The sequence below is a fragment of the Nocardia cerradoensis NBRC 101014 genome, assembly GCF_000308535.1.
Lineage (GTDB): Bacteria > Actinomycetota > Actinomycetes > Mycobacteriales > Mycobacteriaceae > Nocardia > Nocardia cerradoensis.
The window spans coordinates 1-20,522 of the sequence record NZ_BAFW01000142.1; the positions used below are offsets into that span (position 1 = coordinate 1).

A 20,522-nucleotide genomic window follows, 5' to 3' on the forward strand; every position below is an offset into this window, starting at 1 on the left:
ATGCGGCGGTCGTGCTGTCGATCGCCGTGCTCGTCGCGGCGTGCGGCGGTGCTGCCGCGCCGCAGGATCCCTATCTCTGGCTCGAGGAGCTCGACAGCCCGCGTGTGCAGGCGTGGGTCGGCGATCAGAACCGGCGGACCCTCGATGTGCTCGAACACGATTCGCGCTACGCCGGCAATCTCGCGCAGGCGACGGCGCTGGCGAAGACGTCCGACCGGATCCCGATGCCGCGCTTCGAGGACGGCGCCGCCGAGAACTTCTGGCAGGACGGTGACCACAAACGCGGCATCTGGCGCGAAACGACGACCGCCGATTACGAAGCGCCGCAACCGAACTGGACCACGCTGCTCGACCTCGACGAACTGTCGCGAGCCGAGGGCAAGAACTGGGTCTGGCGCGGCGCCGACTGCGATCCGGTCATGCATCGCCGGTGCCTGATCAGTCTGTCCGACGGCGGCGAGGACGCCGTGTCGGTCCGCGAATTCGACCGCAGCACACGGCAGTTCGTGCCGGACGGGTTCGCGGTACCGCGTGGCAAGGTGGACCTCACGTTCGGCGACGAGAACACGGTGCTGATCGCGCGGGAATGGCAGCCGGGTGAGACGACGGTCTCCGGCTACCCGTACGTCGTCCGGCAGTGGCGCCGCGGCCAACCTCTCGACGCGGCAACCGAACTCACGCGTGGCGACCGGTCCGATCAGCTGTCGACCGCGCCGCTCGTGCTGGACAACGGCGCCGGGCGGCGGCTCGACCTCGTCGTGCGCGGTCGGACCTTCTTCGAACACGACGTCGAACTGCTCACCGCGACCGGACCGGTACGGACCGCGCTCCCGGCGAAATCGGACTTCGCCGGTATGGTCGGCAATCACCTGCTGGTGTCGCTGCAGCAGGACTGGCTTCTCGGCACGACGACCTATCCGGCAGGCGCGCTGGTATCGGTGGACGCCGACCGACTGACCACCGATCCGGACCGTCCGCAGGTGACACCGGTCTACCTCCCGGGTCCGTCGGAAAGTCTGAGCGGCGTGCAGACCACACGCGACCACGTCGTGGTCACCTCGCTCAACGACGTGCGCGGTCGCGCCACCGTCTACACACCGCACCCGGACGGGACCTGGTCGGCCACGCCGGTGCCGTTGCCGGACAACGCGACCGTCGACACCGTCACCGCCGATCCGACGGGCGAGCACGCCTATCTCTCGGTGACCTCGTTCCTCGTTCCGACCACACTGTGGAGCGTGGACACCGCCGCCGGCACGGCCCGGCAGGTGAAAAGCACACCACCGCAGTTCGATTCGTCGCGCTATGTGGTCGAACAGCGGAAGGCGACCTCGGCCGACGGCACGCCGGTGCCGTATTTCGTGGTGCATGCGGCCGATATGGCCTTCGACGGCTCGAACCCCACTCTGATGAACGCCTACGGCGGCTTCGGCATATCGCAGACTCCGGCGTATCAGGCGACGCTCGGCCGGCTCTGGCTCGAGCACGGCGGCGTCTTCGTCCTGGCGAACATTCGCGGCGGCGGCGAATTCGGTCCCGCCTGGCACGAGGCCGCGCGCACCACCGGGCGGCAGCGGGCGTTCGATGATTTCGCCGCGGTCGGCAAGGATCTGGTGGCCCGGCGCGTGACCAGCGCACGACGGCTCGGCATCCAGGGCGGCTCCAACGGCGGGCTGCTCATGGGGGTCGAATTCGTCCAGCATCCGGAGATGTGGAACGCGGTCGACATCCAGGTGCCACTGCTGGACATGATGCGCTACGAGAAGATCGCCGCGGGCGCCTCGTGGGTGGACGAGTACGGCAGCGTCGACGATCCCGCGCAGCGGGCGTTTCTCGAATCCATCTCGCCGTACGGGCAATTGCGACGCGGCGCGCACTATCCGGAACCGTTCGTCTGGACCACGACCAAGGACGACCGGGTGGGGCCGCAGCACGCTCGGAAGTTCGCCGCGCGGCTGGCCGAATTCGGCGATCCGTATCTGTTCTACGAGGCGGGCGAGGGCGGTCACGGCGCCGGCGCCGACCGGGAGGAACAGGCCCGCACCAGCGCACTCGAGTACACGTATCTGATGCGACGGCTGATGTAGGGGCCGCGATGCGGTGACCCATCCCACGCCCGATCCGGAAATACCCGGAACAGGGTGGCGGTTCGCCCCGGTATGACCTTTTCTGTGCCCGTCACCGTCCGCGGATACGAACTCGACGTCAACGGCCATCTCAACCAGGCCGTGTACCACCAGTACGCCGAGCACGCCCGCTGGGAGGTGCTGCGCGCGGCCGGACTGGTCCCGGACAAGATGCGGCTGTCCGGTCTCGGCCCGGTGGTCCTGGAATCGACCGTCAAGTATCGGCGGGAACTGCATCTGGGCGACGAGATCACCGTGACCTGCGAATGCCGCTGGGGCGAGGGCAAGGCGTTCTGGATGGACCAGCAGATCCGCAAGCTCGACGGCACCGTCTCCGCGGAGTTCTCCGTCGTGCTCGGGCTGATGGATCTCGACGCGCGCAAACTCGTGTCGAACCCGAGTCAGCGGTTTCTCGAACTCGCCGAATCCCCCGGTGTGCTCGGTCTGTGAGGCGTTGACAGCTCAACCGAATCGCTTTCGGCGATAGCGCTTTCCACGCCCGGGCCCCGGCACCGGGTTTGCACCGGAATTCTTTCGTTGCGGACCGGCCGGGCACCGCGGCGGGCTATGATCCAGTTCACGCTCGACTTCCGGGGCAAATCGCGAGCAGATCGGAGTCCAGCCCATGAACGATGCCGGCCGCCAGGTACCCGGACATACCCGGCCGCGCCCGAAACCCCGCCACCCGGCGCCACCGCTGTCCGGCCGTCTGGTCGCCGAATCTCGCGACACCATCAGCGTCCGGGTCGCCGAGGGCATCTGGACCCTCGATCGCGACGACGTCCTCCAGTTGCGCGACGAATCGCCGGACTCCGGCGCCTCGGAACGCGCGGTCCTCGTCTGGATACGGCCCGGCGCCACAGCCGATTTCACGCAGCGGCGGCGCATTCAGCTCACCGAACGCCCGCTGACGCTGCCGCCCCGGCCCACCCCCGCCGTCGGTGACGAGCTGCTGGCCCGCCTGACCGATCAATGGGCCCGGAAGCTCGACGTCGCGCCCGCTCCGGGGGCCGCCGGCGCGACGGTGAGTTACAGCCAGACTCGCAGCGGCGGGGGCAGCGACGACGGCATCGCCTGCGACAGCCTGGACTGAGGGGCCGTTCGATGAGTGCCCGGTCGCCGGGTGCCGTGCTGATCGTCGCCGAGAGCGGCGATCTGCACGCCGACGCGATGGCCTCGATGCTGCGAAATATGTACGGGCTCATTCCGATTCGTCTGGATATGCGCGATTTTCCGCGCGAATGCGGTAGTTTCCGGCTCGATCGCGCCGGCGCCGCTCGCTCGATGTCGCATATCGCCGGGCTCGACGATGTGACCGCCGTCTGGTGGCGCCGTCCCCGGCCGTGCCGGGTGCCCGGCGGTTTCCTCGACGGCGACGACGATTTCCGGCAGGCCGAATGTGACGGGTTCCTGCAGGGCCTGCTGTGGTCGATACCGGCGGTCTGGGTCAACGATCCCGGCGCCGACCGCACCGCCACCCGCAAAATCGTGCAGCTCGACACCGCCCGGCGCAGCGGTTTCGCTATTCCGGAAACGTTGATCACCAACGATCCCGACGAGGCCCGCAGTTTCGTCGATTCCCGCGGCGGGTCGGTGATCTACAAGCGGACGGGTACCAGCCGCGCGGAATTTTCCGAAACGCGCATCGTGAGCCGCGAGGATCTCGGCCGATTCGACACCATCCGCTCGGCGCCGACCACCTTCCAGGACTATGTCGAAGCCGAATGCGATCTGCGGGTGGTGTGGATAGACGGCGTCGAGTGGGCGGTGCGGATCGACTCGCAATCCGGTGCGGGATGGGTGGATTCGCGCCTCGACACCTCGGTGGCCTTCACCCGCGAGCGGCTGCCCGCCTCGGTGAGCAAGTCGCTGACCACGCTGATGGGCGCGCTCGGACTGGTGTTCGGGGTGCTCGACATCAGGCTCGGACTCGACGGCGAATACTACTTCCTCGAGGTGAACCCGCAGGGGCAGTTCGCCTATCTGGAGATCAAGACCGGGCTGCCGATCTTCGCCAGTCTCGCCCAGTTCCTCGTCCACGGTGAGGCGATGGTGTCGGGCTGACCGCCGTCACGGCCGGTCGAGGTCGGCCAGCAGGAGGCGCGCGATCCGGTCCAGTTCGCCGCGGTCGCGCGCCGACAATCCGGACAGCAGGCGCGTCTCGTTCTCGGTGTGTGCCGTGACGACCTCGTCGACGCGGGCGCGACCGGCCTCGGTGAGGGCGACCCGGACCGCGCGGCGGTCGGCGCGATCGGCGATGCGTCGCACCAGTCCGGCCGATTCCAGGCGGTCCAGGCGGCCGGTCATGCCGGCGCGCGACAACATCAGCGTGTCGGCCAGGACCGACGGGGTCAGTTCGAACGGTTCGCCCGAACGACGCAGTGCCGCAAGCACATCAAACTCTCCGCGCTGCAGCCCGTGCGCGGTGAACACTGCGTCGATCTCGCGCTCGGCGAGGACGTACAGGCGGCCGAGGCGGCCGAGCACCGCCATCGCCGTGAGATCCAGGTCGGGCCGTTCCCGCTCCCACTGCGCCACGATCGCATCCACCGCATCGGTCTGTCGTCCAGCCATGGACACATACTATTCGACGAGATATAGTTCGCTAGCGAACTATCCGATAGCGAACTACTTGGAGATTCCGATGACCACCGAACCCCGCATTCCCGCCGCCGTCGTCCAGCCCGCCGAGGCCGAGGTGCGCAAGACCGACGCGGTGACCATGCGCCTGCTGCTGGATTCCGACCGCACCGGCGGCAGCGTCAGCACGCTCGAGGTCACGATGGCACCCGGCGCCGACGGCGCGACTCCGCACTACCACACGCTGTCCGACGAGCTGTTCTACGTCGCCGAAGGCGAATTGCAGGTGCTCGCCGGCGAGGAGATCACGACGGTCGGCGCGGGCGGCGCGATCACCGTGCCGCGGTTCATGCCGCACGCCTTCGGCGCCGCACCGGGTTCACCGGCGCGGATCCTGATCGCGCTGACCCCCGCCGTGCAGCGCTTCGGCTACTTCCGGCTGCTCGAGCGAGTGGCCTCCGGCGAGGCCACCCTCGCCGAACTCGCCGCCACCCAGGACGAGTACGACAACCATTTCGTCGATGCCCCGAACTGGTGGGCCGAACGCAACGCCCACCGCGCGTGAACCCCGCCGCGAAGCGGCACGAGACGAACTCCGGCACGAGACGCCGACGGCCGCGGAAGCCGGTCGACCGGGTCGGGCGAGCGGGCGGGTCAGGCCTTGCTGACCGCTTTGCGCCGGTTGGCACCACCCCGGCTGCGGAGTTGCACATGCGACTCCACGAGCACGTTGTGAATGAATCCGTACGAGCGGCCGGTCTCCCGCGCCAGCGAACGAATGCTGGCGCCCGCCTCGTATTGCTTCTTCAGCTGGGTTTGCAGCCGGTCGCGCGACTTGCCCGTGACGCGCGTGCCCTTACCCAACATCGACTTCCCCTGTGCGGGCCTGTCACTCATGGCTTCCTCCGGTCGCCGTGCAGCCTCATTCCAGGCTAGACACTCGACTCGCAGTGATCAACGCCTCACTGTGATGAAACTCACCGATTGCGAGGATCTTTCGGCGTGTCTCGGCGCGTCGCAGGAAGCATTCGCCACGCTCAGGCCAGCTGAATCAGTTCCAGGTAGTCCTGCGACCAGTGATCCTCGGTGCCGTCGGGCAGCATGATCACCCGCTCCGGATTCAACGCCTCGGCCGCACCCGGGTCGTGGGTGACCAGAACGACCGCGCCCGCATAGCTGCGCAGCGCGTCGAGGACCTGTTCGCGCGACACCGGATCGAGGTTGTTGGTGGGCTCGTCGAGCAGCAGCACGTTGGCCGCCGAGGAGACCAGCCCGGCCAGCGCGAGCCGGGTCTTCTCACCGCCGGACAGCGTGCCGGCCGGCTGGTCGAGCTGCGGGCCGGTGAACATGAACGCGCCCAGCAGCCCGCGCAGGTCCTGCTCCCCCGCGTCCGGAGCGGCGTGGCGGATGTTCTCCCAGACGGTGGCGTTGTCGTCGAGGGTGTCGTGTTCCTGGGCGAAATACCCGATGCGCAGCCCGCGTCCCGGATCGATCTGTCCGGCGGTCAGCGGCTCGACGCCCGCGAGCAGACGCAGCATGGTCGTCTTACCCGCGCCGTTGAGGCCGAGGATCACGACCCGGCTGCCCTTGTCGATGGCCAGATTCACGCCGGTGAAGATTTCCAGCGATCCGTAGAGCTTGGTGAGGTTGGTGGCCATCAGCGGTGTCTTGCCGCAGGGAGCGGGTTCGGGGAACTTGATGCGGGCCACCTTGTCGGCCACCCGCACGTCGTCGAGCTCGGAGAGCATGCGCTCGGCGCGCTTGACCATCTGGTGTGCCGCAGCGGCTTTCGTCGCTTTCGCGCCGAGTTTGGCGGCCTGCTGTTTCAGCGCGGAGGCCTTCTTCTCCGCGTTGGCGCGCTCGCGGACGCGGCGCTGTTCGTCGGTGGCGCGGGCGTCGAGATACTTCTTCCAGCCCATGTTGTAGATGTCGGCCTCACCGCGCACGGCGTCGAGGAACCACACCCTGTTCACCACGTCGGCGAGCAGGTCGACGTCGTGGGAAATGACGATCAGGCCACCGTCGTGGTTCTGCAGAAAGCCGCGCAGCCAGGTGATGGAGTCCGCGTCGAGGTGGTTGGTGGGCTCGTCGAGCAGCAGCGTCGTGTCGGATTTGCCGCCGGAGCCGTCGGAGGCCGAGAACAGGATTCGCGCCAGCTCGATGCGGCGGCGCTGACCGCCCGACAGGGTGCGCAGCGCCTGGCCCAGCACCCGATCCGGCAGACCGAGGCTGTGGCAGATCCGGGCGGCCTCGCTCTCGGCGACGTAGCCGCCCAGCGCCGAGAATCGCTCCTCGAGCCGGCCGTACTTGCGCACCGCCTTCTCGCGTTCGGCGTCGTCGACGACCTCGGCCATCACGGCCTGCTGCTTTTCCATATCGCGGATCAGCTTGTCGAGCCCGCGCGCCGAGAGGACGCGGTCGCGGGCCAGCACGTCGAGATTTCCCTCACGCGGATCCTGCGGCAGATAGCCGATTTCCCCCGAACGAATCACCTTGCCGGCGTAGGGTTCTCCCTCACCGGCCAGGATGCGCAGCGTGGTGGTCTTGCCCGCGCCGTTGCGGCCGACGAGACCGATCCGATCACCGGCCTGCACCCGCAGCGCCGAGCCCGGCGCGGTGAGCAGGGTGCGGATTCCGGCCCGGACCTCCAGGTCGGTCGCGGTGATCACAACAGTCTCCTAGCACGGTAAGGGGGCAAACGGTTCGATTGTGCATCCCTCGGACACACCAGAACCACCCATTTTACCGGCTGTCGGCGGTCACTCGGCCACCACCCGCAGCGTGCGCAGCGTCGGATCGGCGGGATCGGGCACATTCATCGCGTTCTCCACTCCGGACCGCAGGTAGTCCACGACCGCGGCGTCGACCAGTTCCCCGGGCACGATCACCGGAATTCCCGGCGGGTACGGCGTGACCTGTTCGGCGGCGATGCGGCCGATCGCCTTCTCGAACGGCACCGTCTCCTCCGGGCCGAAGAAGGCGTCGCGCGGGTTCATCACCGATTCCAGCTGCAGCTCGCGCGGTGCGGGCACGTGGATGTCGGCAGGACTCGGACCGGCGCCGCGATACTGCACACGCCAGGCGGTCATGGCGTCGACCAGTGCGTCGACGGTGTCGGTGTCGTCGGCCATGGACAGCGTGGCCAGGATCCGGCGATGGTCAGTGTGGCCCATATCGATGCGGCGGTACTCGCGCAGCCAGTCGGCGACCTCGAAACCCGTTGCGCCGGTGCCCGATACGTCCATCAGCACCTGCATGCGATCGAGGTCGTGGGAGGCCTCCGCGCCGAGCAGTTCGTCCTCCATCACCGAGATGCCGGGAATCCGGTCGAGCGCGGTCCGGGCCCGTTCGGCCGTGTGCAGCGCGTCGGTGAGCAATTTCTCACCGTGCTCGACCATCTGGCGGCGCCAGCCGTCGATGGCCGCGTAGAGCAGCACGTTGGGGCTGGTCGTGGTGAGCAGTTCGGCGCACAGCTTCAGCTTGTCGACATCGACCAGATCGCCCTGGACGTGGAAGACCGAACCCTGTTCGAATCCGGCGCCCATCTTGTGCACGCTGACCACGCAGACATCGGCGCCGGCATCCATCGCCCAGGTCGGCAGCTCGGGATGGAACGGCAGATGCGCGCCCCACGCCTCGTCGATGATCAGCGGCTTGCCGCGGCGATGACAGACCTCGGCGATACCGCAGATGTCGGCGCAGGTGCCGTACGGGCTCGGGCTGACGATCAGCGCGCCCGCGGCGTCGGGATATTTCTCCCAGGCCTGCTCGACCTGCTCGGGCGACGGCGGATGCGACAGGTGCCGCTGCGCGTCCCAGCGCGGCGGGACCCAGCGCGGCAGCACCCCGGAGAACACCAGCCCGGCGACGATCGACTTGTGGCTGTCGCGGCCCAGGACGAGGCCGCCCTCGGCGCCGCCGGCGACGGCGAGCATCGCCGCCTTCACCGACAGCGAGCTGCCGCAGGTGGAGAAGAACGCCGCGTCGGCGCCCACCGCGTCGGCCATCAGGTGCTCGGCCTCGCTCAGATAGCCGCCGCGCGAGAGCCGGTCGTCGAGGCCGGGTGCGGCGAGGACGTCGACGGCCAGCGCACCGCCGAGCACCTCGCGCACGCGCGGATCGGCGCCGGCGCCCTGCCGATGCCCCGGCGGGGTGAAGCCGTAGCGGCCGAGTCGCCGGTATTCGGCCAATGCGTCCAGCACGGGGGCCCGTGAGTGATCCATCCGTTCGCCTCTCGTGGGTGATCGCGTACCGCTCAGCGCAGGGCCGGCAGTACTTCCTTCTCGTATGCGGTGAAGAAGCCCTCCAGATCCGGCCCGATCTGGCCGACGTAGACCTCGTCCGCGCCCGCGTCCACACAGGTGCGCACCTGATCGATGTGGCGCTGCGGATCCGGCCCGGCGGCGAAGTGCTGCCGCGACGCCTCCCGATCGAGCAACGACATCGCGTCCTCGAAATCGGCGGGACGCGGCAGGGTCTGGCCCAGCCGGCCGGGCAGCAGTTCGTTGGCCCACAACCGATGCGCGGCGTCGACCCCGGACTCCTCGTCGGCCGCCCAGCTCACCTTGGTACCCATCTGCACCGGTTTGGCGCCGCCGCCGCTGTCGCGGAACAGCCCGATCAGCTCGGCGTCGGGACTGGCCGTGCAGTAGCCGTCGCCGATGCGCGCCGCCAATTCCGTTGCCTGCGGGCCGAATCCGGATACATAGATCGGCACCGGCTGTTCCGGCAGGGTGTAGATCCGCGCCTCCTGCACGTCGTAGTGCTCACCGCGGTAGGTCACCATGTCACCGCGATGCAGGCGGCGGATCAGCTCGACGGCTTCGGCCAGCATCTGCAGCCGCTCCCCCGGCGGGGGCCACGGATCGCCGAAGATGTGCTCGTTGAGCGCTTCTCCGCTGCCGACGCCGAGCACGAACCGGCCGTCGAGCTGCACGGCCGCGGTGGCCGCGGCCTGGGCGATGATCGCGGGATGAATGCGCACCGTCGGACAGGTCACGGCCGTGGTGATCGGTAGCGACGTGACCTGCGACAACGCGCCGATCGTGCCCCAGACGAACGGACTGTGGCCCTGGGCGTCGTTCCAGGGATGGAAGTGATCGGAAATCCACAGCCGCTCGAAGCCGGCCTGCTCCGCGCGCTGGGCCTGCTCGACGAGTTCCTTCGGCCCGAATTGTTCGCTGGCGAGAAAGTATCCGATGGCTGCCATGTCCGGCGGTTACCCAGCAGTCGCGCCGGTATTCGGCCGCCCGCGCGCACCAGCTCACCGGTGACCGGCACCCTCGACCGAATATTTTCCGGCCGAGCCCGCGAGCCGCATCCCGTGCCCGGCGCCCCGGCCGGCCGCGAGCGCCCCGTCGCGGACCTCGGGCACACCGTCGACCAGCAGTGGTTCCAGGCGGCTGTGGTCGATGAACCACTCCACGTGGCGCAGGTGGGCGAACGAGGACACGATCGGCGCGTGCAACGCGGGGGCGCAGTGCGCGGAGATGTCGAGGCCGTGCGCGGCGGCGAGCGCGGCGCATTCCACGAAGCCGCTGTAGCCGCCGCAGCGGGTCACATCCAGTTGCAGACAGTCCACCGAGCCGATCAGCGCGGCCGCGTCGTAGTGGCGGTAGACGTATTCGCCGGCGGTCACGTCGCAGCGCAGCGCCGCGCGCAGCAGTGCCAGACCGGGCGGATCGTCGCTGGTGACGGGCTCTTCGAACCAGATCACACCGTGCCGGTCCAGCTCCGTTCCCACCCGGCGGGCCAGGGCGGTGGAGTAGGCGCCGTTCGCGTCGACCATCAGGTGGGCGCGGTCGCCGAGCAGTCCGTTCGCGAAGGACACGCGCTCGAGATCCCGATCGGTGTGCTCGCCGCGGTCCTCGCCGATCTTGATCTTGACGTCTCGGCATCCCGCCGACAGCCAGCCGTCGATCTGCTCGCCCAGCTCGTCGTCGGTGAGAGTGGTGAATCCCCCCGAACCGTAGACCGGTGTCGCCGGCCGCACGGCACCGAACAGCCGGCTCAGCGGCACATCGAGCAGGCGCGCCTTCAGATCCCACAGGGCGATATCGACAGCGCTGAGCGCATGGGCGACGACGGCGGCGGTGCCCAGATTGCGGCAGGCGCGCTGCATCCGGATCCGGCAGTCGCCGATATCGAACGGCGAACGCCCGGCGAGGACCGGCGCGAGCACCTCGCGCACGATCGCGGCGGTGGCGCCGCCGCTGTAGGTCCATCCCAGCCCGGTCTGCCCGCCGGCGTCGATTTCGACGGTCACCGCGGTGGTGGCCTCCCATCGCAAGGTGCCGTCGGCTTCCGGCTCCGGCGTCGGGAAGCGGTAGACCCCCACCCGGACCGCCTCGTCGATGGTCGCCGTCACGTGCGGTCCTTCGCGGCCAGCGCTTCGGCCAGCAGTTCGACCGCGTGGCGGGGATCGGCGTCCGGTTGCAACTGCCGGATCTGGGTGCGGCAGCTGAACCCGTCGGCGAGCACCATGGTGCCCGGCTCGCGCTCGCGCACGGCCGGCATCAGCTTGTCCTCCGCGCAGGCCACCGAGACGTCGTAGTGACCGCGTTCGAAACCGAAATTACCTGCCAGACCGCAACATCCGGCATCGAGGACCTCGACGTCGGCGCCGGTCGACGACAGCAGTTCCCGATCGGTGTCGTAGTGCATGATCGCGTGGTGGTGACAGTGCGGCTGTACCATCGCCGCGGTGTCGACGTGCGGCGGTTTCCAGTCCGGCGCCCGTTCGGCCAGCAGTTCGGCCAGGGTGTAGGTCTGTTTCGACAGCCGCTGGGCATCCTGGTCGCCGTAGAGCAGTTCGGGCAGATCGGCCCGGAACACGGCCGCGCAGCTGGGTTCGAGCACGACGACCGGCGTGCTGTCGCGCAACTGGGGCGCGAGCACCCGCAATGTGCGGCGCAGCACCCGTTTGGCGGTGGGCAGCTGCCCGGTCGAAATCCAGGTCAGACCGCAGCAGACCGTGCGCTCGGGCACGATCACGGAGAAGCCCGCGGCCTCCAGCACCGTCACCGCGGCCTCGGCGATTCCCGGTTCGAAATTGTTGGTGAAGGTGTCGGGCCACAGCAGCACCGTGCCGCGCTCCCCCGTCGTGGAGCTCGTGTGGTCGCGGAATATCCGGGTGAACCGGGTGCGGGCGAAGCGCGGCATCTCGCGTTGCCGCGCGATGCCGCCGGCGGCCGAGACCAGGCGCCGCAGGCCGGGGGTGTGGGTCACCGCGTTGGCGAGCGGAGCCACCGAGGTGCCCAGCCGGGCCCACAGCGGAATCCAGCCCATCGAATAGTGGGCCATCGGCCGGACCCGGTGTTCGTAGTGATGGGACAGGAATTCGGCCTTGTAGGTGGCCATGTCGACATCGACCGGGCAGTCGCTGCGACAACCCTTGCAGGCCAGGCACAGATCGAGCGCGTCGCGGACCTCGGTGGACCGCCAGCCGTCGGTGATCGCCTCACCCTGCAGCATTTCGAACAACAGCCGTGCCCGGCCCCGGGTGGAATGCTCCTCCTCGCGCGTGGCCCGGTAGCTGGGACACATCACCCCGCTGCTCTCGCCGCGGCATTTGCCGACCCCCACACAGCGTCCGGCCGCCTCGCTGAACCGGTGGTCGTCGTCGGGAAAGGCGAAGTGCGTCACCGGTTCCCACGGCCGGTAGGCGCTGCCCTGGCGCAGATCCGAATCCAGCCGGTGCGGCTCGACGATTTTGCCCGGATTCATCCGATTGCGCGGGTCGAACAGCGCCTTCACCTCACCGAACGCGCGAACCACCGTGTCGCCGAACATGATCGGTAACAGTTCCGCGCGCGACTGGCCGTCGCCGTGCTCACCGGACAGCGACCCGCCGTAGCTGCTCACCAGGCGCGCGGCACGTTCGACGAAGCGCCGGTAGTGCGCGATGCCGTCGGCGGTGCGCAGGTCGAACGGGATGCGGGTGTGCACACAACCGTGACCGAAATGCCCGTAGAGCGAACTGGATTCGTAGCCGAATTCGTCGAGCAACGCGTCGAAATCACGCAGATAGTCGCCGAGCCGCTCGGGCGGGACCGCGGCGTCCTCCCAGCCCTCGTGCGTTTCCGGGCCGTCGGGCGGGTAGGCGGTGGCGCCCAGTCCGGCCTCACGGGCGGCCCACACCTCGGCCTCGCGATCGGGATCGTCGAGGATGGTGGAACTCGCCCCGGTGGCGCGTTCGAGGTCGGCGATCATCTTCTTCGCCCGTGCGTCGGCCTCCTTCTGGTCGTCGCCGTCGAATTGCACCATCAGCCAGGCCTTCCCGTCGGGCAGCTGCGCGATGGCCTTCGCCGCCAGGTGCCGGCTGTGCTCCAGTTGGACCAGACGATGGTCCAGGCCCTCGAGCGCCGCCGGTTCGTGGGGCAGGATCCGGGAGACCGCGTCGGCGGCGTGATAGACGTCGGGGAAGCCGAGGACGGCCATCGCCTTCGCAGCCGGCACCCGTACCAGCTCGATCTCCGCGCGCAGGACGGTCACCAGGGTGCTCTCGCTGCCGACGAGGAACTTCGCGATATCGAACCCCCGCTCCGGCAGCAGCGTGTCGAGGTTGTAACCGGAGACGCGGCGGGGAATGTCGGGATAGGCCGCGCGGATGTCGTCGGCGTAGCGGTCCCGGATCTCCCGCAGGCGGCGGACCAGTTCGTCGGCCTCGGGATTCGTGCCCGGGATCGGATCCTCGGCACCCACCCAGGCGCGTAGCCCGTCGTAGGTGAGGATCTCGAGCCGGCGCACCGAATCGACCATCTTGCCGTAGGCCTGTGCGGTGGCGCCGCACGAGTTGTTGCCGATCATTCCGCCGATCGTGCAGCTGACGTGGGTCGAGGGTTTGGGCCCGACCATCAGCCCGGACGACGCCAGCTGCTGGTTGAGCGGGTCGAGCGCGATACCGGGTTCGACTACGGCCGTGCGGGTTTCGGCGTCCACGGCCAGCAGCCGGTGGCAGTATTTGGTCCAGTCGATGACGACCGCCGTATTGCAACTCTGCCCGGCGAGGCTGGTGCCGCCACCGCGCGAGAGCAACGGGACGTCGTGGTCGCGGCAGATTCCCACCGCGACCGCCGCGGCTTCCGGTGTGCGCGGAACGACCACGCCCAGCGGCAGGGCGCGATAGTTCGAGGCGTCGGTGGAATAGGTGGCGCGAGTTCCCGAATCGAAACGGACCTCCCCGTCGACCGCCTCCTTCAGTGCGGTCTCGAGCGCCTGCAGCGGCCATCGGTCTCGATTCGAGCCGCGGTGCGGGCGGGCCGCGCGATCCGAAATGGTCATTCGTGCACCCCTGTCGTGGTCGGCCGGATTGCTGCGCGGCCGCACCTCGCCAGCGGGCGGCCGGACATCGCGCGAATACCCGGCCGACCGCAGGTCACACCCGCCGAATCGGACACCGTGCCGGGCCGCTTAACGGCGCGCGTCCCGGGTACGCCGCAGAGGCGACGCCCGCGCGAATGCCCTCGGGCGCCGGACAACCGCGCGAGGAGAGGAGACCGAGTGAGCGCACAGTCACCGGTAGTGGTGGTCACCGGAGCCAGCGCCGGAATCGGGCGCGCCACCGCACGCCGCTTCGCCGCCGACGGGGCGCGCGTGGCGCTGCTGGCCCGCGGGCGCGCCGGACTGGACGCCGCGGCGAAGGACGTCGAGCAGGCCGGTGGCGAGGCGCTGCCGATTCCGACCGACGTCGCCGACCACGATGCCGTCGAGGCGGCCGCCGACCGCGTCGAGCAGCAGTGGGGTCCGATCGACGTCTGGGTGAATTCGGCGTTCACCTCGGTCTTCGCGCCCTTCACCGAGATCGAGCCGGAGGAGTTCCGCCGCGTCACGGAGGTGACCTATCTCGGGTCGGTGCACGGGGTGATGGTGGCGCTGGCCCGGATGCGCCCGCGCAATCGGGGCACCATCGTGCAGGTCGGGTCGGCGCTCGGCGAACGCGCGATTCCGCTGCAGTCGGCCTACTGCGGCGCCAAGCACGCGGTCAACGGATTCCTCGAGGCGGTGCGGGTGGAGTTGATGCACGAACGCAGCGGCGTGCACGTGACGATCGTGCAGGCACCGGCGGTCAACACACCCCAATTCTCTTGGGTGCGTTCGCGTTTGCCGAAGAAGCCGCAGCCGGTGCCGCCGATCTACCAACCCGAGGTGGTGGCCGACACCATCGCCTTCGCCGCCGAGCATCCCGGGCGCAAGCAGTATTGGGTCGGGGCGAGCACGGTCGGCACCGTCGTCGCGCAGCGGCTCGCGCCCGCGGTGCTGGATCGCTATCTGGCACGCACCGGCTACGACTCGCAGCAGACCGACGCCGAGGAGACCGACCGGCCGGACAACCTGTGGCGCCCGCTCGACGACGAACACGGACGCGACTTCGGCGCCCACGGTGACTTCGACGGCCGGGCCCACCGGCACAGTCCGCAGGCGTGGATGTCGCGCTGTGTCGAATCGGTGGCCGGTTCGGTCGCCCGGATGGCCCGGCACTGACCGATCATCGGCCCCGCCGGCCGCGGTTGAGCACGACAACCGCGGGTACCCGCCCGGCGACCAGGGGCGCAGCACATCCCCGCGGGCTCGACACGGAGAGGACAGGACAGATATGGCGCAACAGGTTGCTGACTACGTCGTGGCCCGGCTCAACGAGTGGGGCGTGAAAGAGGTTTTCGCCTATCCCGGAGACGGAATCAACGGTCTCGTCGCCGCTTTCGGCCGCACCGACGACCGGCCGACGTTCGTCCAGGCCCGGCACGAGGAGATGGCGGCGTTCTCGGCCACCGGCTACGCGAAATTCAGCGGGCACGTCGGTGTGTGCATGGCCACCTCCGGTCCGGGCGCGATCCATCTTCTCAACGGCCTCTACGACGCCAAACTCGACCACGTCCCGGTGGTGGCGATCATCGGCCAGACCGCGCGCAGCGCGATGGGTGGCAGCTATCAGCAGGAGATCGACCTGCAGAGCCTGTACAAGGACGTGGCCTCCGAATATCTCGTCGAGGTCAACGTCGCCGAACAACTTCCCAACGCCCTCGACCGCGCCTTCCGCACGGCCCGGACCCGGCGTGCCCCCACCGCGGTGATCATTCCGGCGGATCTGCAGGAGGAGACCTACGAGCCGCCACAGCACGAATTCAAACAGGTGCCGTCGAGCCCGCCGGCCGAGATGCATTCGGTCGTCGTTCCGGCGCGCGCGGAGATCGAGCGCGCCGCGGAGGTGATCGGCGCCGGTTCCAAGGTGGCGATCCTGGTCGGCCAGGGCGCCCGCTCGGCCGCGCGCGAGGTGACCGAACTCGCGGAGATCACCGGCGCCGGCGTCGCCAAGGCGCTGCTCGGCAAGGATGTGCTGCCCGACGATCTGCCGTTCGTGACGGGCCCGATCGGGTTGCTCGGCACCCGCCCGAGCTACGAACTGATGCGCGATTGCGACACTCTGGTCATCGTCGGCTCGAACTTCCCCTACAGCCAGTTCCTGCCGCCGCTGGATCAGGCCCGCGCCGTGCAGATCGATATCGACGGCACCATGATCGGCATGCGGTATCCGACCGAGGTGAACCTCGTCGGTGACGCGAAAGCCACACTGGCCGAGATCATTCCGCTGCTGAAGCCGGTGAGCGACCGGTCCTGGCGGGAGACGATCGAGTCGAACGTGTCGCGCTGGTGGGAGACCGTCGAGCGGCAGGCGATGCTGCAGGCCGAACCGGTCAATCCGATGCGGGTGGTCTGGGAACTGTCGCAGCAGATTCCCGACAATGCCATCGTCACCGCCGATTCCGGCTCCTCCACCAACTGGTACGCGCGCTGCCTGAGATTCCACGGCAGCATGCGCGGCTCGCTGTCGGGCACGCTGGCCACCATGGGGCCCGGTGTGCCGTATGCGATCGGCGCGAAGTTCGCCCACCCGGATCGCCCGGTGATCGCGCTCGTCGGTGACGGCGCGATGCAGATGAACGGTTTGGCCGAACTGATCACCATCGCCCGCTACACCGAGCAGTGGAGCGATAAGCGGCTGGTGGTGTGCGTCTTCCACAACAACGACCTCAACCAGGTGACGTGGGAGCTGCGGTCGATGGGCGGTTCGCCGAAATTCGAGGATTCGCAGTCACTTCCGGACATTTCGTACGCGGACGCGGCGCGCTGCTTCGGCCTCGCGGCGATCGAGGTCGACGACCCGGAGCAGTTGGCCGGGGCCTGGGAGCGGGCGCTGACCGCGGACCGCCCGACCCTGCTCGACGTCCGCTGCGATCCCGAGGTTCCGCCGATTCCTCCGCACGCGACCTGGGATCAGATGAAGGCGACCGCGGAGGCCGTGCTGCGCGGCGACCCCAACGCCTGGCATCTGGTCACTCAGGGGATGAAGACCAAGGCACAGGAGTTCCTGCCCGGGCGCCGTTCGGGCGACGAGGAATAGGTCATTCGCGGGCGGCGCCCCAATCGGTCAGCGAATGCCTGGCGTGCCGTAGGGCGCACCGGAACTCCGCACGGTCGCCGCGCGGCGCCACGGTGTCGAACAGGGCGGCCGCCACCGCCGCCACGACTGCGATGATCAGCAGAGTTGTCATATCGGTCAGTCTGCGACGACCGGCCACGAAGCGACAGAGCCACTGCCACATCACTGGCCCGGAAGCCGGGCATCGGACATGCGGCCGATGCCCGGCTTCCGCTGCGCAACCGGCACGCGGGTAGGTATCATCGGCCTCCGGACCTCAGATCATGGTTCGGCCCAACGCTTTTGGCTTCACGACTGGTGACGGCTGCCGCCGCGTTTCAACTGGTGACGGCTGCCGCCGTCGGCGTCCACCACGACCGTTTGGAGTTGTCTTCTGTGACCACGCCGCATTCGCTGGAATCGCCGTCGAACAGGTGTCCCGTGGCACACAGTTCGCCGATCGCCGCGGACGGACCGCGTGTTCCCCTCTACACCGAGGAATTCGCCGCCGACCCACGCGGCGGATACGAGCGGATGCGCGCACATCACCGCTCGTTCGCTCCGGTCGAACTCGCTCCCGGCGTGCCGGCGATACTGGTGATCGGCTATCAAGCCGCCCTGCGGATTCTCAACGATCCCGAGCATTTCCCGGCCGACCCGCGGGCCTGGCAGCGCACCGTACCGGCGGACAGCCCGATTCTGCCGATGCTCGGCTGGCGCCCGAACGCGTTGCGCAGCACCGGGGCCGAGCATGCGCGGTTCCGCGCGGCCAATGTCGCCGCCATCGACGGGGTCGACCTGCACACGCTGCACACCGTCGTCGAGCGGGTCGCGATCCCGCTGATCAACTCGTTCAGCGTCGACGGCCGTGCCGATCTGCTGACCCAGTACATTCGCCCGCTGGCATTCACCAGCCTGAACACGATGCTGGGCATCGAACCCGATATCGCCGAGCGGGTCGCGGCCGGGCTGGCACCGATCTTCGACGTCACCGGTGACGCGGCGGCGGGTAACCGGATGCTGGCGGCCGCCCTGCAGGAACATACCGACCGCAAGCGCGCCCACCCCGGCGACGACATCACCTCCCGGCTGATCGCGCACGAGAGCGCCCTCGACGACGAGGAGGTGATCAATCAGCTGGTGAGCCTGTACGGCGCGGGTATCGAACCGCAGCTGCATCTGGTCGCCAACGCCCTGCTGCTGATGATGACCGACGAGCGGTTCTCCGGAAATCTGCTGGGCGGCACACTCACCACGCGCGATGCCCTGGACTGGGTGCTGTTCAACAATCCGCCGCTGGCGAACTACTGCGCGAGTTACCCGCGCCAGCCGATGCTCATCGACGATGTGTGGTTACCGGCGAATCAGCCCGTGCTGATCGGCATCGCGGCCTGCAACAACGATCCGCAGGTGCGCGAGGGCGACCGCAACGGCAACCGCTCCCATCTGTCGCTGGGCGCCGGGCCGCACGCCTGCCCGGCCCGCCGGATCGCGTACCTGATCGCCCAGGACACCGTGGATCAGCTCCTGGACGCGCTGCCCGATATCGAGCTGGCGGTTCCGGTGGCGGAATTGCGCTGGCGCCCAGGACCTTTCAATCACGCGCTGGCCGCACTGCCGGTCACCTTCCCGCCGTCCCCGCCGCTGCAGAGCCCGTTCGCCTGACACGGCTGCGCCGTTCGCCCAGCGCGGTTGCGCCGTTCGCATGACGGGCGTGCGGGCCGCGCGCGGGTTACCGTCGTGACATGCACACCCTCGTGATGACCGGCGCGACACGTGGAATCGGCCGGATCGCCGCCCGGGAGATTGTGCGCCTCGCACCGGATACGCGCCTTCTGGTGCTGGCACGCGGCGAGTCCGGGCCGCAGGTGTGTGCGGAACTGTCCGGTGCGGGATACGCGGCCTCGCATGTGGAGGCCGATCTCGCCTCGCTGACCGGTATTCGTTCGGCGGCGCGGCGGATTCACGAACTGCTCGATCGCGGTGAGGTGCCGCCGCTGGCCGGATTCGTCGGCAATGCCGGGATGCAGTACACCCAGGCGACCATCGCGACCGAGGACGGACTCGAGGCCACCTTCGCCGTCAACGTGGTGGCCAACCATCTGCTGCTGCGCTTGCTCGGCGACCGCTTCGTGGTGCCTTCGCGGATCGTGATCACCGTCAGCGACACCCATTTCGGCGATCTGCGGCACAACCTGGGCATGGTGCCCGGCCCGGTGTGGCACTCCCCCGATGTGCTGGCCCACCCCGGCGCGTTCGCCGATCCGTCGAGTACGGCCGCGGGCCGCACGGCGTATTCGACGAGCAAACTGGCCATGATCTACCTGGTCCACGAATACGCGCGCAGGCTTCCGGCCGGAATCGACATCTTTTCCTACAACCCGGGTTTCGTCCCGGGTACCGGGTTGATTCGCAACGCCGGGCCGTTGGAGCGTTTCGCCGTCCGCCGGCTCGCGCCCGCGCTCACCTGGACGTCGCTGGCGAGCACGCCGAAGACGGCGGGCCGCCGCCTCGCCGAGGTGGTCACCGGATCGGTCCCGGCCGATTCCGGCAGCTATATCGACCGCTACCGGGTCGCCGAATCGTCACCGGAGTCCTACGATCCGGCGCGCGAACGCGATGTGTGGGAGTGCGCCGAACGTCTCACCGCCGCGCATCCGGCTTGAGTCGCCGCACCTTCCGTTAGCGTGATGCCACCGAACGGAAGGATCACCGGTGAAAGTGCATCTGCAGGTGGAGGGTTCGCCGCTGCGCGCCCGCGACAGCGCTCGCGCGATCGCCGCGCTCGGCGCCGACGGCATCTTCTCCTTCGAGGGCCCGCACGACGTGTTCGTGCCGCTGGTTCTCGCCGCCGCGGAGACCGATCTGCACCTGATGACCAATGTCGCCATCGCCGGGCCGCGCAGTCCGCTGCACCTGGCGCACACCGCCTACGATCTGCAGGCGCTCAGCGGCGGGCGGTTCCGGCTGGGGCTGGGGTCGCAGATCCGGGTGCACATCGAGAAGCGGTACGGCAGCCGGTGGGAACGCCCGGCCGCGCGCACCGGCGAATCGGTGGCGGCGGTGAAGGCCATCCTCGCCGCCTGGGAAGGCCACGCGCCCTTGGATTTCCGGGGCGAGTTCTTCACTCATACGCTGATGCCGCCGACCTTCGATCCCGGCCCGAATCCGTTCGGCCCGCCGCCGGTACTGATGGGTGCGCTGGGACCGGTGATGACTCGAACCGCCGCCGCGGTGGCCGACGGGCTGCTGGTCATGCCGTTCAACAGCGCCACGCATTTCACCGGGCGCACGGTGCCGGCGCTGCGGCGCGGGCTGGCCGACTCGGGCCGCACACTCGACGAATTCGAGGTGGTCGCCCAGGCCATGGTCGCGCTCGGCCGTACCGCCGGCGAACT

At 69.0% G+C, this 20,522-nt stretch carries 18 protein-coding genes; 10 read left to right on the plus strand and 8 right to left on the minus strand.

What is annotated here, in order from left to right; all coding sequences use genetic code 11:
• From ON23_RS14735 to ON23_RS14750, 4 genes are all read left to right on the plus strand, one after another.
• Nucleotides 1-2,087, plus strand: a 2,087-nt coding sequence (locus ON23_RS14735) for a prolyl oligopeptidase family serine peptidase (RefSeq protein ID WP_306307122.1), incomplete at its 5' end; no start/stop codon positions are given.
• Between the two features lie 72 nt (nucleotides 2,088-2,159).
• The gene (locus tag ON23_RS14740) at nucleotides 2,160-2,576 is read left to right on the plus strand and encodes an acyl-CoA thioesterase (protein ID WP_039778837.1); all 417 of its coding nucleotides are present in this window, start codon (nucleotides 2,160-2,162) and stop codon (nucleotides 2,574-2,576) included.
• 175 nt (nucleotides 2,577-2,751) lie between these two features.
• Nucleotides 2,752-3,219 (plus strand): hypothetical protein, encoded by a 468-nt coding sequence (locus ON23_RS14745; protein WP_039778838.1) that lies wholly within the window; start codon nucleotides 2,752-2,754, stop codon nucleotides 3,217-3,219.
• A gap of 11 nt (nucleotides 3,220-3,230) precedes the next feature.
• Complete coding sequence (locus ON23_RS14750; protein WP_039778839.1) at nucleotides 3,231-4,190, plus strand: MvdC/MvdD family ATP grasp protein; 960 nt, start codon at nucleotides 3,231-3,233, stop codon at nucleotides 4,188-4,190.
• Between the two features lie 6 nt (nucleotides 4,191-4,196).
• Here ON23_RS14750 and ON23_RS14755 read toward each other — a convergent pair whose 3' ends face one another.
• Entirely contained in the window at nucleotides 4,197-4,700 is a 504-nt protein-coding gene (locus tag ON23_RS14755; RefSeq protein ID WP_174376487.1) for a MarR family winged helix-turn-helix transcriptional regulator, read from the minus strand.
• A 157-nt stretch (nucleotides 4,701-4,857) separates the two neighbouring features.
• Between ON23_RS14755 and ON23_RS14760 the strand changes: the two genes are divergently transcribed.
• Entirely contained in the window at nucleotides 4,858-5,271 is a 414-nt protein-coding gene (locus ON23_RS14760) for a cupin domain-containing protein (protein WP_373282190.1), read from the plus strand.
• Between the two features lie 89 nt (nucleotides 5,272-5,360).
• Here ON23_RS14760 and ON23_RS14765 read toward each other — a convergent pair whose 3' ends face one another.
• The 6 genes from ON23_RS14765 to ON23_RS14790 form a co-directional block, all read right to left on the minus strand.
• Nucleotides 5,361-5,603, minus strand: a complete 243-nt coding sequence (locus ON23_RS14765; protein WP_051042699.1) for a helix-turn-helix domain-containing protein — start codon at nucleotides 5,601-5,603, stop codon at nucleotides 5,361-5,363.
• A gap of 140 nt (nucleotides 5,604-5,743) precedes the next feature.
• Complete coding sequence (locus tag ON23_RS14770) at nucleotides 5,744-7,375, minus strand: ABC-F family ATP-binding cassette domain-containing protein (RefSeq protein WP_039778843.1); 1,632 nt, start codon at nucleotides 7,373-7,375, stop codon at nucleotides 5,744-5,746.
• A 90-nt stretch (nucleotides 7,376-7,465) separates the two neighbouring features.
• Nucleotides 7,466-8,929, minus strand: a complete 1,464-nt coding sequence (locus tag ON23_RS14775; protein ID WP_039778844.1) for an aminotransferase class I/II-fold pyridoxal phosphate-dependent enzyme — start codon at nucleotides 8,927-8,929, stop codon at nucleotides 7,466-7,468.
• Between the two features lie 32 nt (nucleotides 8,930-8,961).
• A complete protein-coding gene (locus tag ON23_RS14780; protein WP_039778845.1) occupies nucleotides 8,962-9,915 on the minus strand; it encodes a TIGR03557 family F420-dependent LLM class oxidoreductase in 954 nt (317 codons plus the stop codon).
• A 54-nt stretch (nucleotides 9,916-9,969) separates the two neighbouring features.
• Nucleotides 9,970-11,073, minus strand: coding sequence for an enolase C-terminal domain-like protein (locus ON23_RS14785; protein WP_051042700.1), 1,104 nt, complete (start codon nucleotides 11,071-11,073; stop codon nucleotides 9,970-9,972).
• Nucleotides 11,070-13,988, minus strand: a complete 2,919-nt coding sequence (locus ON23_RS14790) for an FAD-binding and (Fe-S)-binding domain-containing protein (protein WP_039778846.1) — start codon at nucleotides 13,986-13,988, stop codon at nucleotides 11,070-11,072. The genes ON23_RS14785 and ON23_RS14790 overlap by 4 nt, the downstream gene beginning before the upstream one ends.
• Nucleotides 13,989-14,207: 219 nt before the next feature.
• On the opposite strand from ON23_RS14790, the gene ON23_RS14795 reads away from it, so the two are divergent.
• The gene (locus tag ON23_RS14795; protein ID WP_245555952.1) at nucleotides 14,208-15,188 is read left to right on the plus strand and encodes an SDR family oxidoreductase; all 981 of its coding nucleotides are present in this window, start codon (nucleotides 14,208-14,210) and stop codon (nucleotides 15,186-15,188) included.
• A gap of 112 nt (nucleotides 15,189-15,300) precedes the next feature.
• Nucleotides 15,301-17,106 (plus strand): thiamine pyrophosphate-requiring protein, encoded by a 1,806-nt coding sequence (locus ON23_RS14800; protein ID WP_039778849.1) that lies wholly within the window; start codon nucleotides 15,301-15,303, stop codon nucleotides 17,104-17,106.
• 1 nt (nucleotide 17,107) lies between these two features.
• Here ON23_RS14800 and ON23_RS14805 read toward each other — a convergent pair whose 3' ends face one another.
• Entirely contained in the window at nucleotides 17,108-17,257 is a 150-nt protein-coding gene (locus tag ON23_RS14805; protein WP_157121512.1) for a hypothetical protein, read from the minus strand.
• Between the two features lie 308 nt (nucleotides 17,258-17,565).
• On the opposite strand from ON23_RS14805, the gene ON23_RS14810 reads away from it, so the two are divergent.
• The 3 genes from ON23_RS14810 to ON23_RS14820 form a co-directional block, all read left to right on the plus strand.
• Nucleotides 17,566-18,789 carry a cytochrome P450 family protein gene (locus ON23_RS14810; RefSeq protein WP_306307123.1) on the plus strand — a complete coding sequence of 408 codons (1,224 nt, stop codon included), beginning with the start codon at nucleotides 17,566-17,568 and terminating at the stop codon, nucleotides 18,787-18,789.
• Nucleotides 18,790-18,869: 80 nt separating this feature from the next.
• Complete coding sequence (locus ON23_RS14815; protein ID WP_039778852.1) at nucleotides 18,870-19,790, plus strand: SDR family NAD(P)-dependent oxidoreductase; 921 nt, start codon at nucleotides 18,870-18,872, stop codon at nucleotides 19,788-19,790.
• A gap of 49 nt (nucleotides 19,791-19,839) precedes the next feature.
• Nucleotides 19,840-20,522 (plus strand): TIGR03617 family F420-dependent LLM class oxidoreductase (locus ON23_RS14820; protein WP_039778853.1); only part of this gene is annotated, 683 nt, incomplete at its 3' end.

Excerpts from the sequence above, each read along its gene's own strand:
- ON23_RS14740 (WP_039778837.1), top strand. The coding sequence starts at position 2,160 with ATGACCTTTTCTGTGCCCGTCACCGTCCGCGGATACGAACTCGACGTC.
- ON23_RS14745 (WP_039778838.1), top strand. The coding sequence starts at position 2,752 with ATGAACGATGCCGGCCGCCAGGTACCCGGACATACCCGGCCGCGCCCG.
- ON23_RS14750 (WP_039778839.1), top strand. The coding sequence starts at position 3,231 with ATGAGTGCCCGGTCGCCGGGTGCCGTGCTGATCGTCGCCGAGAGCGGC.
- ON23_RS14755 (WP_174376487.1), bottom strand. The coding sequence starts at position 4,700 with ATGGCTGGACGACAGACCGATGCGGTGGATGCGATCGTGGCGCAGTGG.
- ON23_RS14765 (WP_051042699.1), bottom strand. The coding sequence starts at position 5,603 with ATGAGTGACAGGCCCGCACAGGGGAAGTCGATGTTGGGTAAGGGCACG.
- ON23_RS14775 (WP_039778844.1), bottom strand. The coding sequence starts at position 8,929 with ATGGATCACTCACGGGCCCCCGTGCTGGACGCATTGGCCGAATACCGG.
- ON23_RS14780 (WP_039778845.1), bottom strand. The coding sequence starts at position 9,915 with ATGGCAGCCATCGGATACTTTCTCGCCAGCGAACAATTCGGGCCGAAG.
- ON23_RS14790 (WP_039778846.1), bottom strand. The coding sequence starts at position 13,988 with ATGACCATTTCGGATCGCGCGGCCCGCCCGCACCGCGGCTCGAATCGA.
- ON23_RS14800 (WP_039778849.1), top strand. The coding sequence starts at position 15,301 with ATGGCGCAACAGGTTGCTGACTACGTCGTGGCCCGGCTCAACGAGTGG.
- ON23_RS14805 (WP_157121512.1), bottom strand. The coding sequence starts at position 17,257 with ATGACAACTCTGCTGATCATCGCAGTCGTGGCGGCGGTGGCGGCCGCC.
- ON23_RS14815 (WP_039778852.1), top strand. The coding sequence starts at position 18,870 with ATGCACACCCTCGTGATGACCGGCGCGACACGTGGAATCGGCCGGATC.